Raw genomic sequence first — 17,270 nt, forward strand, 5'->3', positions numbered from 1 at the left:
TAATTAATCTTAATAATACATTGTTTGAACAACTTTTAGATTAATTTTGTAACCAAACAAAATATAAACTATATTGATTATGAAATTGATTATTGTATTAGTAGTCGTTGTACTACTTGTTTTTTGGTGTATCTCTATTTACAACAATCTTGTAAAATTGAGAAACAATCGTGAAAATGCTTTTGCAAATATAGATGTTCAGCTAAAACAACGTCATGATTTGGTTCCACAACTTGTTGCTACTGTTAAGGGGTATGCTGATCATGAGAAAGAAGTGTTCATGAGAGTAACAGAGGCTCGCTCTGCTGCTATGGGAGCTACAACAATTGATGATAAAATCAATGCTGAAAATGCTCTTACCAGTGCTCTTGCAGGATTTAAAGTTTCTTTGGAGGCATATCCTGAGTTGAAAGCGAATGAGAATTTTCTTCAATTGCAAAATGAACTTTCTGATATAGAAAATAAATTGGCTGCTGTTCGTAGATTCTTCAATTCTGCGACAAGAGAGCTTAATAATGCAGTAGAGGTATTCCCTTCAAATATTTTTGCCAATATGTTTGGCTTTAAGAAGGAACCTATGTTTGAAATCCCTCAGGAGGACAGAGTTGAATTTGACAAAGCTCCTGAAGTAAAGTTCTAAGCAGATGAAATATGTTGGAATGCAGACTCAGATAAGTCGTAATAATATTCTGAGTCTGCTTTTATTGCTCGTTTTTCCTATTGGTATACTTGGCATGATGTGGGTCTTTGTTGCCTTGGTAAATTATTTTAGTAGTGGCGTTTATAACGATTACGGACAAATAGTTTATCATTTTAATGTAGATGCAGCAAACCAAATGTTCCTATCTTACTTGCCATGGGTACTTGGAGTTGTTGGTATTTGGTTTATCATTGCTTATTTCTCTAATGTATCAATGATAAAGCAAGCTACAGGCGCACGCGCTGTAAGTCGTATGGAAAATCCACGTCTTTACAATATCGTTGAGAATCTGTGCATGACTTGCAATATGGATATGCCGCAGCTTAATATCGTAGATGATCCACAGCTCAATGCTTTTGCAAGTGGAATAAACAAGAATAGCTATACAGTTACTGTTACAACAGGATTGATGGATTTACTTGATGACAAAGAGCTTGCTGGTGTGTTGGGACACGAACTTACGCATATACGTAACAGAGACACAAAACTTCTTATTACCAGTATTATTTTTGTTGGTATAGTTTCTACAGTAATGTCATTGGTATTGAATATGATGTATAACATGATGTGGTTTGGTGGAGCTAGCAGACGAAGTAATGATAATGACAATGATAAAGGTGGTGGACTTTCTATAGTTGTAATAATGCTTATAGGACTTGTTTGCTGCGCAATTGCATACATTTTTACTCTTCTGACAAGATTTGCAATATCTCGTAAACGCGAGTATATGGCAGATGCTGGTGGTGCTGAATTATGTGGTGATCCATTAGCGTTGGCTTCTGCATTGAGAAAAATATCGGGAAATCCAGGATTGGATAATGTAAAAAGAGCTGATGTAGCGCAATTGTTTATTATTCAGCCTGATGAAATGAAACAGGGACTTCTAAGTTTTATGAATTCACTGTTCAGTACTCACCCTGATACAGAGAAGCGCATAGCAATTTTGGAGCAATTTTAAGATCATGACGTATTTTAATAAATTAAGAATAAGGTCATTACTTGTCATAGCATTGTTTTCATCACAGGTTTTTGCACAGCATGTAAGCTATCGTTCATTTGATCATTATAATGACAAGGTTGCCGAGTTTGAGCGAATGAGTGACATTGACAGTACGGATATAGTGATGTTGGGCAATAGTCTAACAGAATACGCCGGAGACTGGAGTAAACTGTTAAAGTACGGACATGTGAAAAATCGTGGCATTGCTGGTGATGATGCTGAAGGAATATACCAAAGGCTAAACCAAATATTACCAAGAAGACCTAAGGCTGTATTTCTCATGGTTGGTATTAATGATATTAGTCATGGTTTAACAGCAAGTGAGGTCTTTGAAAAATGCCAGAAAGTAATAGATAAAATCTGGGCACATAGGCGTTACACAAAATTGTATGTGCAGAGTATTCTTCCTATAAATGAAACTTTCGATCAATGGAAAAATCTGGAAGGTAAGACTGATGAAGTTGCTGCTGTGAACAAGCTGCTGCGTCATTACTGTATGCGTAACAATATTACCTATATTAATTTGTTTAAAGATTTTAATCGACATGAAACAAATGAAATGCGTAAACCGCTTACCTGTGACGGACTTCACTTAACTCCAATAGGTTATAAAGTTTGGGCTTTTAGATTAAATAGATATTTATAGAAAAACGGATGCATAACTGCATCCGTTTTTTTATTATGAATAATATTGATTATTTTAGATAAATCGGTGTATGTCCTTAAATTGTTCCAAATATACAATAAAAAAACTCGGAACACCTTGTTTAAAAGGGTTCCGAGATAATTTAGTTGCGGAGGCAAGACTCGAACATGCGACCTCCAGGTTATGAGCCTGGCGAGCTACCAACTGCTCCACTCCGCGATATTAACCAATTGAAAATCAAGAGCTTCGAAATGTTTGTTATCCTATGTTCTTGTTTTGTGAGTGCAAAGGTATCACTAATTTTTGAGACCACCAAATATTTATATGACTTTTTTGAAAATAAGTTTAATAATTACTTATTATGTTTGTTATCTAAAATAAATATCATACATTTGCACATGTTTAATAGGATGTGCAATTAAAAATAGTATAGGAACAAATATGTCAATCTCAAGAACAAGGCAGAAGCTTGTGGACGTTGCAAGACTTTTATTTGCCAAAAATGGTATTGCCAATACAACGATGAATGACATTGCCGTTGCTTCTGGTAAGGGACGTCGAACTCTATACACTTATTTCAGTAGGAAGGAAGACGTGTATTCTGCTGTTATCGAATCTGAATTGGAACGCCTTTCTGATAGATTGGATGAAGTGGCGAGTATGAAGATACGTCCTCAAGATAAAATAATAGAACTTATTTACACTCATCTTAGTATGATACGTGAGACGGTTGTCAGAAATGGCAATTTGCGTGCGGAATTTTTCCGTAATATATGGATGGTTGAGAAGGTAAGGAAAAACTTTGATGAGGACGAAATTGAACTTTTCCGTAAGGTTTATGCCGAAGGTAAGGCCGATGGAGAGTTTGATATTGATGATGTTGATTTAGTAGCAGACATTACTCATTATTGTATAAAGGGACTTGAAGTTCCTTTTATATATGGTCGTCTAGGTCATGGATTGACAGAGGAAAGCAGTAAACCATTGGTGGCTAAGGTCGTTTATGGTGCATTGGGTAAATCTATTAGCAGATAATTTTTTAATATATAACATTTAACAAATTAGAAAAATGGGATTATTAACAGGTAAGACAGCCCTTATTACAGGTGCTGGACGCGGTATTGGCAAGGCTATTGCCATGAAGTTTGCCGAAGAAGGAGCAAACATTGCATTCACAGATCTATTTATAGATGAAGAGCATGGTGGTCTGGCAACAGAGCGTGAGATTGCATCTCTTGGCGTAAAGGCAAAGGGATATGCAAGTAATGCTGCTGATTTCAAGCAGACAGAAGAAGTTGTAGCTAAGGTTAAGGAAGAGTTCGGCTCTGTAGATATTTTAGTAAACAATGCCGGTATTACAAAGGACGGTCTTATGTTGCGTATGACAGAACAGCAGTGGGATGCAGTTATTGCAGTTAACTTAAAGAGTGCATTTAACTTTATCCACGCATGTGTTCCTGTAATGATGCGTCAGCGTGGTGGTTCTATAATCAACATGGCATCTGTTGTTGGTGTACATGGTAATGCTGGTCAGGCTAACTATGCCGCTTCAAAAGCTGGTCTTATTGCATTGGCTAAGAGTATCGGTCAGGAAATGGGTCCTAAGGGAATCCGTGCAAACGCGATTGCTCCAGGTTTCATCGATACAGCAATGACACAGGCTTTGCCTGATGATATCCGCAAGGAATGGATTAGTAAGATACCTCTTCGTCGTGGTGGTAATGTTACTGATATCGCAAACACTGCAGTTTATTTGGCTTCAGACCTTTCTAGCTATGTTTCTGGTCAGGTTATCCAGGTAGATGGTGGTATGAACATGTAATCAATAAGTAGAAAGAAATTGATTCCAGTTTACGAAGATAATCATATAATCATTGTCTATAAGAACAGTGGCGAAATCGTGCAAGGTGATAAAACCGGAGATGAGCCATTGTCTGAGACAGTGAAGAAATACATAAAGGAGAAGTACCAAAAGCCGGGAAATGTTTTTCTCGGCGTGGTACATCGCCTTGATCGTCCTGTTTCGGGACTTGTTGTTTTTGCAAAGACATCAAAGGCACTTACACGTTTGAATCAAATGTTTCGTGATGGTGAAGTGCATAAGACATATTGGGCTATAACAAAAGATTCCCCAAAGGAGTCTGAAGGTATGCTTACGGATTGGCTTGTGAGAAATGAAAAGCAGAATAAAAGTTATGCATACAATCATGAGGTTCCAAATTCAAAAAAGGCTATCTTGCAATATAAGGTAATTGCCCATACCGATAATTATAATTTGCTGGAGATAAATCTTATGACAGGTCGTCATCATCAGATACGTTGCCAATTGGCAAATATGGGATGTCCGATAAAAGGAGACCTGAAGTATGGTGCAAAGAGAAGTAATCCAGATGGAAGTATATCTTTACTGTCACATCACGTTGAGTTCGCTCATCCTGTGTCAAAAGAACTTATTTCTATTGATTCACCTGTTCCTGATGACAACTTATGGAAAGCTTTGACCGAATCTTTGTAAGTTTAGTCGGTAAAATTTGCACAATTCGCTTTTTTATTATATTTTCGCAGTTAGTTATTTTATTAAGCACGACAAAAATATTATGCTAATCTTATAATTGACATAATTTGATGCCTATGAGGAAGTATGTCAAATGGGGTATCGGAATAATTTGTACGCCATTTATATTGTTTGCCATCTTGGCAATATTGTTTTATTTCCCTCCGTTTCAAAAATGGGCAGTAAAGCAAGTAACTGCATACGCCTCAGAAAAAACAAAGACAGAGATAACTATTAACCACGTAAATCTTGAATTTCCTTTAAATCTTGGCATTGAAGGCGTGAAGATTCTTCAGCAGAATGATTCCATGCCGCAGATAAAGGATACAGTTGCCGACATAAAGAAAGTTGTAGCCAACGTAAGACTCATTCCTCTTTTCAGTAAGAAAATAGATATAGACGAGTTGAGTTTTGACTGTATGAAAGTGAATACAACTAATTTTATTCACGAAGCACGTGTGAAAGGTACTATCGCAAGAATGGATTTGGTGTCACACTGTATTGACTTAGGCGCTGAACACGTAAATATAGACAAGGCGAATCTTAAGAATGCGGTACTTGACGTGGCATTAAGTGATACTGTACCCAAGGATACAACAAAGAAAACTAATTTTTGGAAAATCAATGTTCGCAGGTTGAATATAGAGAAGACAGGCTTGACAGTTCATATGCCAGGGGATACTCTTCAGGTTCAGGCTTATCTTGGTAAATCAATCACAGAAGGCGGTTATTTCGACTTATATAGAGGATCTTTTAAAGTAAAACGCTTTGACTGGAAAGACGGTAGATTAAATTATGATAACAATTTTAAGATACACTCCAACGGATTTGACTATAACCACTTCAGCCTTAGCAACATTGCTATAGGCATAGAAAATCTTTCATATCTTGCCCCGAATTTGATGATGAAATTACGTGAATGTAGTTTCAAAGAGAAAAGCGGAATAGCCATTGACGCATTATCTGGAAAAATAAATCTTGACTCAAATAGATTATTTTTGCGGAATCTTTATTTCAAGACTCCGCAATCATATCTTAGCGCAAGGGTGTCATTGGATTTGAACGCATTTGCAAAAGGCAATCCTGGAAAATTTAAAGTTGATTTAAATGGAAGTTTTGGTAAGTATGATTTAATGCGTTTCATGGGTACTATGCCGTCGGCGTTTAAAAAGCAATGGCCAAATTATCCTTTAAGTGTTTCGGGGACAGCTGCTGGTAATATGAAATCAGTGAGCTTCTCAAGACTTGCTGTAAAGTTGCCTACAGCATTCAAGTTTGATGCAAAAGGTTTTGTATCGAACATGGACAATCTAAAGAAACTTAGTGGAAGCGTTAATATAAAAGCGCATACATATAATTTGGGCTTTGTAAAGTCATTGCTTTCTAAAGAAATAAGTCGCAATGTAAGAATACCAAATGGAATTTATGTTGATGGAGCTTTTAAGTTTACCGGAAACAAATATGCGGCAAACTTCATTGCAAAGGAAGGTAAGGGACATGTGAGAGCCGTGGTTGATTTCGATGCCGATAGAAAGGCATATAATGCAACAATAAACGCTTCAAATTTACAGTTGCAGCATTTTGTTCCAAATTATGGCTTGAATCCCTTAACTGGTTATATAGCGTTGAAAGGAAAAGGCTTTGACTTTACTTCTTCACGTACAATGATTGTTGCAAGGTCAAGGATAAGCAAATTCACTTATGGCGGTTACAATCTTGATCGTATCAATGCAAATATAAAATTACAGAATGGTGTAGCCAATGCCTCTATAAATAGTTTGAATCCTTTGTTAAAAGGAAGTATAAACCTCAGTGCATTAGTACATAAGAAAACAGTCAAGGCTACGCTTGTCTGCGATTTGGCTAATGCTGATTTGTATAACCTTAAACTTACCAAATCACCTTTGTCTGCATCTATATGTGCCCATCTGGATATAGAGTCAGACATGAATAAATATTATAAGGTAAATGGAATGGTTAATGATTTAGCTATTCATGACAACAAGAAGTTCTATAAATCAGATGCCATCGCTGTTGACATACTTTTGCGTAGTGATACAACACATGCAATTATTAACAGTAATGATTTCAATATTGGTATAGATTCTAAAGGTGGTTATGAACGATTGCTGAGTCAAGGACAAAGTATAGTAAAGGATATTCAGCGTCAACTTAAAGACCGAGTTATCAATCAGGTTATGTTGCGTAGAAAGTTGCCTGATGCAAGTATAACATTCTCAAGCGGTAAAGATAATTTCTTGGTCTATCTTCTTAATCAATATGGTTATTATTTCTCAAGAGCAAATGTTGATATGCACTCTTCTCACATTGCTGGTGTAACAGGAAATGTAAGCATAGATTCTTTGGTTGTAGATAGTATCCGCCTTGACACTGTTAGATTCAATATAAAGTCGGATGATAATAAGTTTATTTATCGTGCACAAGTTATCAATAATCGTAGAAATCCACAATATGTATTTCGTGCTATTTTAGATGGAGAATTAAATGAGCATGGTTCTTCTTTGAAGGCAAAGCTTTATGATGCCAAAGATAAATTGGGAATAGAACTTGGTCTGTTGGCAACAATGGAACAACATGGAATACGTTTGAGTATATTGGGAAACAATCCTATACTTGGTTATAAAACATTTACTGCCAGTGATGATAATTATGTGTTCTTAGGGGATGATAGACGATTGTCGGCTAAGCTTCAGCTAAAGTCAGATGATGGAATGGGAGTCCAGTTGTTTACGGATGACGGAAACAAGGAGGCACTTCAAGATCTAACAGTATCATTGCACCAATTTAAACTTCATGATATACTCTCTGTTTTACCTTATACACCTGATGTTTCGGGAGTTTTGAACGGAGATTACCACTTTATACAAACTAAAGACGAGATTTCTGTATCAACAAATATGACAGTGGACAAAATGATATATGAGAATTGTCCAATGGGAGATATAGGAGCAGAGTTTGTATATATGCCAAAGAAGGACGGTTCACACTATGTTGATGGTATACTCTCACAAAATGGATTGAAAATAGCCACTGTTAAAGGAACATACAACTCGGAAGGAGCTGGAAGTATTGATGCAAACTTAGGTTTTGACCGTACCCCAATGGCTGTATTCAATGGTTTTATTCCTAATCAAATTATAGGTTTTAAGGGTTATGCAGAGGGAACTCTGAACATTAATGGAACTTTATCAAAACCAAATGTAAATGGAGAAGTTTATCTTGATTCTGCATATCTAGTAAGTCAGCCTTATGGTGTAGAGATGCGTTTTGATAATGACCCAGTAACAATTAGTGGAAGTAAATTGCTGTTTGAAAATTTCCAGATGTATGCGCATAATGATAGTCCGTTGACAATGGCTGGATACCTTGACTTCTCTGATTTGGACAACATGGAAATGGACGTGAAAATGAGAGCTTCTAATTTCGAGATTATAGATTATAAGGAAAACTTACGCTCGGAAGTTTTTGGAAAGGCATTTGTCAATTTCTATGGAAGCATGCATGGACATTTGGACAATTTACAGATGAGAGGAAAACTTGATGTGCTTGGAGCTACAGACATGACCTATATCTTGAGAAATTCACCAATCACTACAGATAATCAATTAGACGGGTTAGTTAAGTTTACAGACTTTAAAAATTCTAAAACTCAGACTGTCAACCGTCCTTCATTGACAGGTTTCAATATGGATTTATCTATGAATATCAACAAAAGTGCTCATATACTTTGTGCGCTTAATGCTGATAAATCAAACTATGTAGACCTTATTGGAGGTGGTGATTTGAGGATGCAATACAATACAGTCGATAATCTGCGTCTTACAGGAAGATATACATTGAATAATGGTGAGATGAAGTATTCTTTGCCAATAATTCCACTAAAGACCTTTAATATACAAGACGGAAGTTATATAGAGTTTAACGGTGACCCAATGAATCCTAAACTTAATATCACTGCCACAGAAACAAACAAGGCTACTGTATCTTCTGACGGAGGTACTGGTAAAACTGTTTCTTTCGAATGTGGCGTGAAGATTACGAAGACTTTGAAGGATATGGGTTTGGAATTCATCATAAAAGCGCCAGAGGATATGGCTGTTAACAATCAGTTAAATACGATGAGTGTTGAGGAACGTGGAAAGATCGCTGTTACAATGCTTACTACTGGTATGTATCTTGCCGATGGAAATACAAATGGATTCTCTATGAACTCGGCATTAAGCGCATTCCTGCAAAGTCAGATCAACGGCCTAGCTGGTAACGCTTTGAAAACATTAGATTTAAGCTTTGGTATGGATAATGCGATGAATGCCAGCGGAAGTCAGCATACAGACTATTCATTCAAGTTCGCAAAGAGAATTTGGAACAACCGTCTTAGAATTATTGTTGGCGGTAAGTTCTCAACAGGACAAGATGTGGCAAATCAGAATCAGTCATTCTTTAGTAATGTATCTTTCGAATATCGTCTGAATGAGGCTTCAACACAATATTTAAAACTATTCTATGATCGCGATAGTTACGACTGGTTGGAAGGAGATGTAGGACAGTATGGTGCAGGTTTTATATGGCGTCGCAAGGTGCAGCATTTTAGTGATCTGTTCCGTTTTAAGGATTCTGAACCTTCCATTCCTGTGGTTGTTGATAAAAATAATGCAGTAAAGCAAAAATAAATATGATATCAAAAATATATAATTACATATTGTTTATTTGCGGTTTAGCGCTACTTTCAGCTTGCTCCACTACAGATAAGGTGCTAGAAGGTGACCAACTGTATGTAGGACTGACAAAAATAAAATATACTAATTATGAGAGTAATTCTCATTTCAAGTTCACCCGTAATGAACTTGATGCTGCTCTAGCATGTGCTCCTAATGGCGCATTGTTTGGTAGTTCATATTATCGCACTCCGTTTCCTTATGGTCTGTGGGTCTGGAATGCTTTTTCGAAATCAGAAGGACCTATTGGTAAATGGATTTCAAAATCATTTGGTAAGGCTCCTGTTTTGATGAGTTGGGTAAATCCTGCTTTGCGTGCATCTGTTGCTCAATCTGTACTTAAATCACATGGATATTTTAATGGAAGTGTGACTTACAATACAATAACGATGAGTAATCCCAAAAAGGCTAAGATAGGTTATGACGTTGATTTAGGACATCTATACACGATAGATAGTGTGGCTTATGAAAAGTTTCCTGAAGGTGCTGACAGTTTGTTGAAGAATACATCCGCCAATACTGTTATACATAAGGGAGATGCTTTTGATGTTTCTGCATTGGATGCCGAAAGGAAGCGAGTGAGCACATTGTTTCGTAATAACGGATATTATTATTATCAACCAAGTTATGCTTCTTATCTTGCAGATACTCTTTCGGTTCCAGGTAAGGTTCAGATGAAATTCCAACTTGCAGAACAAATTCCAGAAAGGGCAATGCATAAATGGTATATTGGAAGAGTGGACTTGCAGTTGCGTAAGCAGATGATTGAACAGCTTAATGACTCGTTGGTGCATCGTAATTTTACAGTTCATTTTAATGGACGCCATTCTCCAATACGTCCAAGAGTTATAATGCGTGATTTAAGACTTAGACCAGGAAAGGTATATAGCTATGACAACTATCTGGAATCTTCAAATAGAATTTCTAGTAATGGGCTGTTCAGTATCGTTGATTTTCAATTTGCTCCGCGTGATACATCTGCTACATGTGATACGTTAGACTTGGCTTTAAATTGTGTCTTTGACAAACCTTATGATTTCTATGTTGAGACAAATTATACTGGTAGGACAAGTGGAAGAATGGGACCAGGACTTATTGTTGGCTTTACAAAGCGAAACGCTTTCCGTGGAGGAGAAAAGCTTGATATAAACGTAAAGGGCTCTTATGAATGGCAATCTGGACACACAGCTAGTGGTGCTAGTGATAATGTAAATTCTTATGAATATGGTGGTGATGCCTCTCTGGAGTTTCCAAGACTCTTAATGCCTTTTATACCGCGTCGTAGATTTTTCGTGACTCCGTCTACCTTATTAAAGGCTTCTACTGATATTATCAATCGTGCAGGATATTTCAAACGTCATATAGCATCAGGAGAGTTAACATATACTTTCCAGACAAGCAAGAATTCTATGCATCAGTTTAGTCCTATTATACTTGAGTATGAGTATATGTCTTCACATACAGCTAAGTTTGACTCTGTAATGAAGGCTAGTCCTTATCTTCAAGTGTCAATGAAGAATCAGTTTATTCCTAAATTGAAATATAGTTATATCTACACGAGTGACAAAATATACAGAAATCCAATATGGTGGCAGACAACAATCAGCGAGGCTGCTAATATACTCTCATTGGGCTATGCAATTGCAGGAAAGTCATGGGGTGAGAAAGATAAAAAGCTGTTTAAGAATCCTTATGCTCAATATGTAAAAATAGAAACAGAGTTTAGGAAGACGTGGCGATTGGCAGAGCATTCAAACCTTGTAGCTCATTTTGACCTAGGTGCAATATGGGCTTATGGTAATTCTGACATGGCACCTTGGAGTGAACAATTCTATGTTGGTGGTGCAAATAGTGTGCGTGCCTTTACTGTAAGAAGTGTAGGACCAGGATCCTATTATCCTACAGCAAATACATACTCTTATCTAGATCAGACGGGAGATATCAAGTTTCTTGCTAATCTGGAATATCGTCCACACCTTTTAGGTAATCTCTATGGTGCAGTATTCTTGGATGCAGGAAACGTTTGGACGATGCATGATAGCAGCGACCGTCCAGGAGGAAAGTTTAAATTAAATAATGCTGTTAAAGAAATGGCTCTTGGTACAGGTATCGGCTTAAGATATGACTTGGATTTTTTTGTGATTAGAGTAGACTGGGGAGTAGGTTTGCACCTTCCATATAAGAATGGATTTTATAATCTACCTAATTTCAGGGATAGTCAAAGTTTGCATTTCGCAATCGGAATGCCTTTCTAATTATGTAAAAATAAGGTTCTTCGTTAATTTATAGGGATCCTCCATAAATGGGCTAAAGCTTGAAGACTCTACCAGAAAAAGTTTTTTTAATGCCACTAATGTCACTTTGTCACAAACCCTTTATTTATCGGGCTTCAGCCAGTGACATTAAGTGACATTATCGGGGTAAAAGTGGCATTAAGCCCTAAAGTACACCTGCTTTTTGCGTTTTTTTCGCAATTATGCTATTTGTATAAATACATATTTGTGCTAATAGAGTTTTGTTAAACATAAATGCTAGCTTCCTGAACTGCATGAATAATTCAAAAATCAACGTCATACATATATGAACATGAGAGAGTGTGAATTTGAAGGATGTAAATGTATTTGGAAACTGAGTGCACAAACGATTACTTAAATTTTCGCAACTTCTGTGTAATTCGATTACATCAATACGTGCGTAATCCGATTACCCAACGTAGGTAATCGGGTTACCCAACGTGAACAACTCAATTACCCACGTTAGGTAATTGAATTGCCTAACGTGAAAAAGAATATTACCTGATGTAGGTAAACGAATGATTCTCAATAAAACTACAAGAATAAGATGGATGACAATTACTACTATTATTGCAGTTGCGTTCTGATATATAAACGAAACATATTGCGATGTGTGGCATACCTGAAGACAGGTACAGACCATTATAAACGAAAATGTGTCTAAACATGTATAGTATATTTGGTGAAAAATCGCCAAATATAGGTGTGATTTGCTGTTTAATGTCACTTTTATCCCGATAATGTCACTTAATGTCACTGGCTGAAGCCCGATAAATAAAGGGTTTGTGACATTATGACATTAGTGGCATTGAAAAAACTTTTTCAAGTAAAGCCAAGCTCTTTTGTGAATGATATTACCATAAATTGACTAAGAGCCAAAAATAATCAGTTACAACATAAAAAAAATTGTTATGTTGATTAAAAAGTGAGGCGATACTTATTCATTCTCAGTATTATTTGTTAAATTTGCAACTCAAATTAAAGCACAATAAAAATATTATTTATGAAACCTACATTGTTACTTTTAGCTGCCGGCATGGGCAGTCGTTATGGTGGTCTTAAGCAATTAGATGGTCTGGGTCCAAACGGAGAAACTATTATGGACTATTCTATTTATGATGCTATTCAGTCAGGATTCGGTAAGATCGTATTTGTTATCCGTAAAGATTTCGAAAATGAATTCCGCACTAAGATACTTTCTAAGTATGAAGGTCATGTACCTGTAGAATTGGTATTCCAGGGTATAGATAGTCTTCCAGAAGGATTCTCAGTACCAGAAGGTCGTGAGAAACCATGGGGAACTAACCATGCTGTACTGATGGCAAAAGATGTTATCAAGGAACCATTCTGTGTTATTAACTGTGATGATTTCTATAACCGTGACTGTTTCAAGGTAATTGGTAAGTTCTTGGCTGATCTTCCAGAAGGAAGTAAAAACACATATGCTATGGTTGGCTTCAGAGTAGGTAATACTCTTTCTGATAACGGTACTGTAGCACGTGGAATATGTTCAAAAGATGCTAACGAAAATCTTACAACTGTTGTCGAGCGTACAGAAATCATGCGTGTAGACGGTAAGGTTTCTTACAAAGATGAAGACGGTAAGTGGGTTGCTGTAGAGGATAACACTCCTGTATCTATGAATGTATGGGGTTTCACTCCAGACTATTTCGAGCATAGTGAGGCTTATTTCAAGGAATTCCTTTCTGATCCTAAGAATATGGAAAATCTTAAGGCTGAGTTCTTCATCCCATTGATGGTAAATAAACTTATCAACGAAAATACTGCTACAGTAAAGGTTCTTGATACAACAAGTAAATGGTTTGGTGTTACTTATTCTGCAGATCGTCAGAGCGTAGTAGACAAGATTCAAACTCTTGTAAACGATGGCGTATATCCAAATAAGATCTTCTAGATTTCTAATTGGATAGATAATACAAACTATTCTTTATAAAATATAGTATTGGTCAGGAATGATTGCGGTAGTTTTATTTATTGCATCAATTCTGACCAATTTTTGTTTCCATTATATTAGGTTTCACCTAATTTTATTACCTTTGCAATCATTATGCAGATAGATATTATAACAGAGAAAGAAATCGCTGAGTTGAGAACTCTTATTAGCGATGCAAATAAAATAATACTTGTTGGACACAAAAGTCCTGATGGTGATGCAATTGGTGCTTGTCTTGGTTTGGCGGAATATCTACGTCAACAGGGCAAAAGTCCCTCTGTGTTTGTTCCTGATGCATATCCTGATTTTCTAAAGTGGTTGCCAGGTACAGAGAAAATAGTAAGATACGATAAGCATAAAGTAGAAATAGATGCTGCTTTTAAGAATGCAGACTTGATATTTATCCTAGACTTTAACGATGCTGCACGACTTGAAGATATGCAAGCAAGTGTAGATATGTCTTCTGCAAAAAAAGTGGTTGTAGACCATCATCTTAATCCAGTCATTAATTCTGTTATAACGATTTCACGTTCTGAAGCATGCAGTACATGTGAATTGGTGTTCCGCATGATCTATCAACTATCTGGAATGGAAAATATGACGCGTAAGATAGCTGTTCCATTATATTGTGGAATGATGACTGATACAGGAGGTTTTACATATAATTCAGCACGTCCAGAAATATATTCTATTATAGGACTTCTTCTCACTGTTGGAATTGATAAGGATAAAATATATCGCAATGTGTTCAACAACTATAGCCCGTGGGCAATTAAGTTTCGTGGTTATTTAATGAGTCAAAAGTTGAATATCTTTGAGCAATATCATGCCTCTTATTTCACAGTTAGTAAGGAAGATATGAAAAAATATCACTTTATAAAAGGAGATTTAGAAGGACTTGTCAATGAGCCGCTGCGTATAAAGGGACATAAGTTTTCTATATCACTTCGTGAGGATGACCGTCACGACAATACTATTCTTGTGAGTTTACGTTCTGTTGATGATTTTCCATGTAATAAGGTCTCTGAAGAATTTTTCAATGGGGGAGGACATCTTAATGCCAGTGGTGGCAAACTGCATTGTAGTCTTGCAGAGGCTGAAACAATCGCTCGCAATGCTATAATCAAATTCGGTGATATGTTGAAAGCTTAAAAATTGGGAAATATAAATAAAAACTCTCATTATAACCTTTCTATATGTTAGCTTTTTAGTATCTTTGCATCAAAATGACAGGATAATTCGCACATTTGCATTATCTTTGCCATTGTAATTTATAAATTTAACGATGAAGAAAACTTTATTTGCACTTCTCGCTTTGGTTGGTATAATGATTTTCGTTTCATGTAACAATTCGGAAACTTATGCTGATAAGAAGAAAAAGGAACGCTCGGCAATCAACCAATACCTCGCTGATTCTGCCGTTAATGTAATTTCTGAAGCAACTTTTTTTGCACAAGATTCCACAACAAATGTTAGTAAAAACGAATATGTGCTATTTAATAGTTCAGGAGTATATATGCAGATTGTAAGGAAAGGTACTGGCTCTAAATTGAAGAGTGGTGAGACTTCTCCTGTACTTATGAGATTTACGGAGGTAAATCTTATGACAGATTCTGTTCTGTTGTCAAATGATGTGCTTAAATACTCTGCTATAGTAGATCATTTGAATGTAAGAAATATTTCTGGTTCTTTCTATGGACAATTTGTATCTGGTGAAAGTTTGTTTGCTAGTTATTATAGTACAACATCAGTTCCTGAAGGATTGTTGGTTCCTTTTGCTTATGTCAATCTTGCACGTTACGCGTCAGCTGAAAGTGACATAGCTAAGGTGAAATTAATTGTTCCGTCGGCTAAGGGTACAACAATTGCATCAAGCAGTGTATATCCTTGTCTGTATGAAGTTACATTGCAAAAAGGTAGATAACATATAAATATATGACACTAATTAAATCTATTTCTGGCATCCGCGGTACTATAGGCGGACATGCTGGTGACACTCTTAATCCTCTTGACATTGTTAAGTTTACTTCGGCTTATGCTACATTTATTCGTCGCAGTAAGAAATCAGATAGCAACAAGATTGTTGTTGGTCGTGATGCTCGCATCTCTGGAGACATGGTTAAGAATGTAGTGTGTGGTACTCTTATGGGTATGGGATATGATGTTATCAACATTGGCCTTGCTACAACACCGACAACAGAACTTGCTGTGCGTATGAGCGGAGCTGATGGTGGTATTATCATCACTGCAAGTCATAACCCACGTCATTGGAACGCTCTTAAATTACTTAATAATGAAGGTGAGTTCCTAACGAAAGATGATGGTAATGAGGTGCTTGATATTGCAGAAAGTGAAGATTTTGATTTTGCTGATGTAGATAATTTAGGCAAATATAAAGAAGACGATACTTTTGATAAGCGACATATTGATAGTGTGTTGAATTTGAAGCTTGTTGATGTTGAAGCTATAAAGAAGGCTGGCTTTAAGGTTGTTGTCGATTCAATAAATTCTGTTGGTGGTGTAATCCTTCCTGATCTATTAAAGGCTCTAGGTGTAGATTATAAATTCCTTAATGGAGAAGCCAATGGTGACTTTGCACATAATCCTGAACCAATTGAGAAAAACCTTGGTGGTATCATGGGTGAACTAGCAAAGGGCGGTTATGATCTTGGTATAGTTGTAGATCCTGATGTAGACCGTCTTGCATTTATATGTGAGGATGGCAAAATGTTTGGTGAAGAATATACTTTGGTTTCTGTTGCTGATTACGTTTTGAGCAATACACCTGGTAATACAGTATCAAACTTGAGTTCAACTCGTGCTCTTCGTGACGTTACTATTAAGCATGGTGGTGTTTACACTCCTGCAGCAGTAGGAGAGGTTAACGTAACTACAAAGATGAAGGATGTTCATGCTGTTATTGGTGGTGAAGGTAATGGTGGAGTAATATACCCAGAGAGTCACTATGGTCGTGATGCTCTTGTTGGTATAGCTTTGTTCTTGTCTAATCTAGCTCATAAGGGATGTAGTATTAGTCAACTTCGTGCTACTTATCCAGAATATTGTATTGCTAAGAATAGAATAGATCTTACTCCTTCTACTGATGTAGATGCAATCCTTGTTAAGGTTAAAGAGATGTATGGTAAAGAAAAAGATGTTACCGTTACAGACATTGATGGAGTTAAACTTGATTTCCCAAACAAATGGGTACATCTTCGTAAGAGCAATACAGAGCCAATTATCCGTGTGTACAGTGAGGCTGCAACAATGGATGAGGCAGATGCTTTGGGCAAGAAACTTATGCAGGTAGTTTATGATATGCAATAAGTTATATTATAATATATAAAAAAGGTGCAATTCTGTTTTTGAATTGCACCTTTGTTTTT

Annotated in this window: 12 protein-coding genes and 1 tRNA gene; 12 read left to right on the forward strand and 1 reads right to left on the reverse strand. The window is 36.5% G+C overall.

Going from position 1 to position 17,270, the window contains the following annotated elements; translation table 11 throughout:
• Positions 1-79: 79 nt before the first annotated feature.
• From prwr041_RS09020 to prwr041_RS09030, 3 genes are read left to right on the forward strand one after another with little or no spacing between them, the layout of a single operon-like run.
• A complete protein-coding gene (locus prwr041_RS09020; protein ID WP_207153477.1) occupies positions 80-640 on the forward strand; it encodes a LemA family protein in 561 nt (186 codons plus the stop codon).
• A gap of 4 nt (positions 641-644) precedes the next feature.
• Positions 645-1,658 (forward strand): M48 family metallopeptidase, encoded by a 1,014-nt coding sequence (locus tag prwr041_RS09025; RefSeq protein ID WP_207153478.1) that lies wholly within the window; start codon positions 645-647, stop codon positions 1,656-1,658.
• Positions 1,659-1,662: 4 nt separating this feature from the next.
• Positions 1,663-2,346: a GDSL-type esterase/lipase family protein gene (locus tag prwr041_RS09030; protein WP_207153479.1), complete on the forward strand. Its 684-nt coding sequence runs from the start codon at positions 1,663-1,665 to the stop codon at positions 2,344-2,346.
• A gap of 146 nt (positions 2,347-2,492) precedes the next feature.
• Here the strand turns inward: prwr041_RS09030 and prwr041_RS09035 are convergent.
• A tRNA-Met gene (locus tag prwr041_RS09035) sits at positions 2,493-2,565 on the reverse strand.
• Positions 2,566-2,787: 222 nt separating this feature from the next.
• On the opposite strand from prwr041_RS09035, the gene prwr041_RS09040 reads away from it, so the two are divergent.
• The 9 genes from prwr041_RS09040 (at position 2,788) to glmM (ending at position 17,211) form a co-directional block, all read left to right on the forward strand.
• Positions 2,788-3,381 (forward strand): TetR/AcrR family transcriptional regulator, encoded by a 594-nt coding sequence (locus tag prwr041_RS09040; RefSeq protein ID WP_207153480.1) that lies wholly within the window; start codon positions 2,788-2,790, stop codon positions 3,379-3,381.
• A gap of 34 nt (positions 3,382-3,415) precedes the next feature.
• Positions 3,416-4,168, forward strand: coding sequence for a 3-oxoacyl-[acyl-carrier-protein] reductase (gene fabG / locus prwr041_RS09045; RefSeq protein ID WP_018463802.1), 753 nt, complete (start codon positions 3,416-3,418; stop codon positions 4,166-4,168).
• Between the two features lie 18 nt (positions 4,169-4,186).
• On the forward strand, positions 4,187-4,861 hold the full coding sequence (locus prwr041_RS09050) for an RluA family pseudouridine synthase (RefSeq protein ID WP_207153481.1): 675 nt from the start codon (positions 4,187-4,189) through the stop codon (positions 4,859-4,861).
• A 116-nt stretch (positions 4,862-4,977) separates the two neighbouring features.
• Positions 4,978-9,591 (forward strand): translocation/assembly module TamB domain-containing protein, encoded by a 4,614-nt coding sequence (locus prwr041_RS09055; RefSeq protein WP_237072193.1) that lies wholly within the window; start codon positions 4,978-4,980, stop codon positions 9,589-9,591.
• 2 nt (positions 9,592-9,593) lie between these two features.
• Positions 9,594-11,891 carry a translocation and assembly module lipoprotein TamL gene (gene tamL / locus prwr041_RS09060; RefSeq protein ID WP_207153483.1) on the forward strand — a complete coding sequence of 766 codons (2,298 nt, stop codon included), beginning with the start codon at positions 9,594-9,596 and terminating at the stop codon, positions 11,889-11,891.
• Between the two features lie 1,042 nt (positions 11,892-12,933).
• Positions 12,934-13,845 carry a glycosyltransferase family protein gene (locus prwr041_RS09065; RefSeq protein ID WP_207153484.1) on the forward strand — a complete coding sequence of 304 codons (912 nt, stop codon included), beginning with the start codon at positions 12,934-12,936 and terminating at the stop codon, positions 13,843-13,845.
• 153 nt (positions 13,846-13,998) lie between these two features.
• The gene (locus prwr041_RS09070; RefSeq protein WP_207153485.1) at positions 13,999-15,036 is read left to right on the forward strand and encodes a DHH family phosphoesterase; all 1,038 of its coding nucleotides are present in this window, start codon (positions 13,999-14,001) and stop codon (positions 15,034-15,036) included.
• A 133-nt stretch (positions 15,037-15,169) separates the two neighbouring features.
• On the forward strand, positions 15,170-15,808 hold the full coding sequence (locus prwr041_RS09075) for a DUF4827 domain-containing protein (protein WP_207153486.1): 639 nt from the start codon (positions 15,170-15,172) through the stop codon (positions 15,806-15,808).
• A gap of 11 nt (positions 15,809-15,819) precedes the next feature.
• Complete coding sequence (gene glmM, locus prwr041_RS09080; RefSeq protein WP_207153487.1) at positions 15,820-17,211, forward strand: phosphoglucosamine mutase; 1,392 nt, start codon at positions 15,820-15,822, stop codon at positions 17,209-17,211.
• Positions 17,212-17,270 lie beyond the last annotated feature (59 nt).

Source organism: Prevotella herbatica (genome assembly GCF_017347605.1).
GTDB classification, from domain to species: Bacteria; Bacteroidota; Bacteroidia; order Bacteroidales; family Bacteroidaceae; genus Prevotella; species Prevotella herbatica.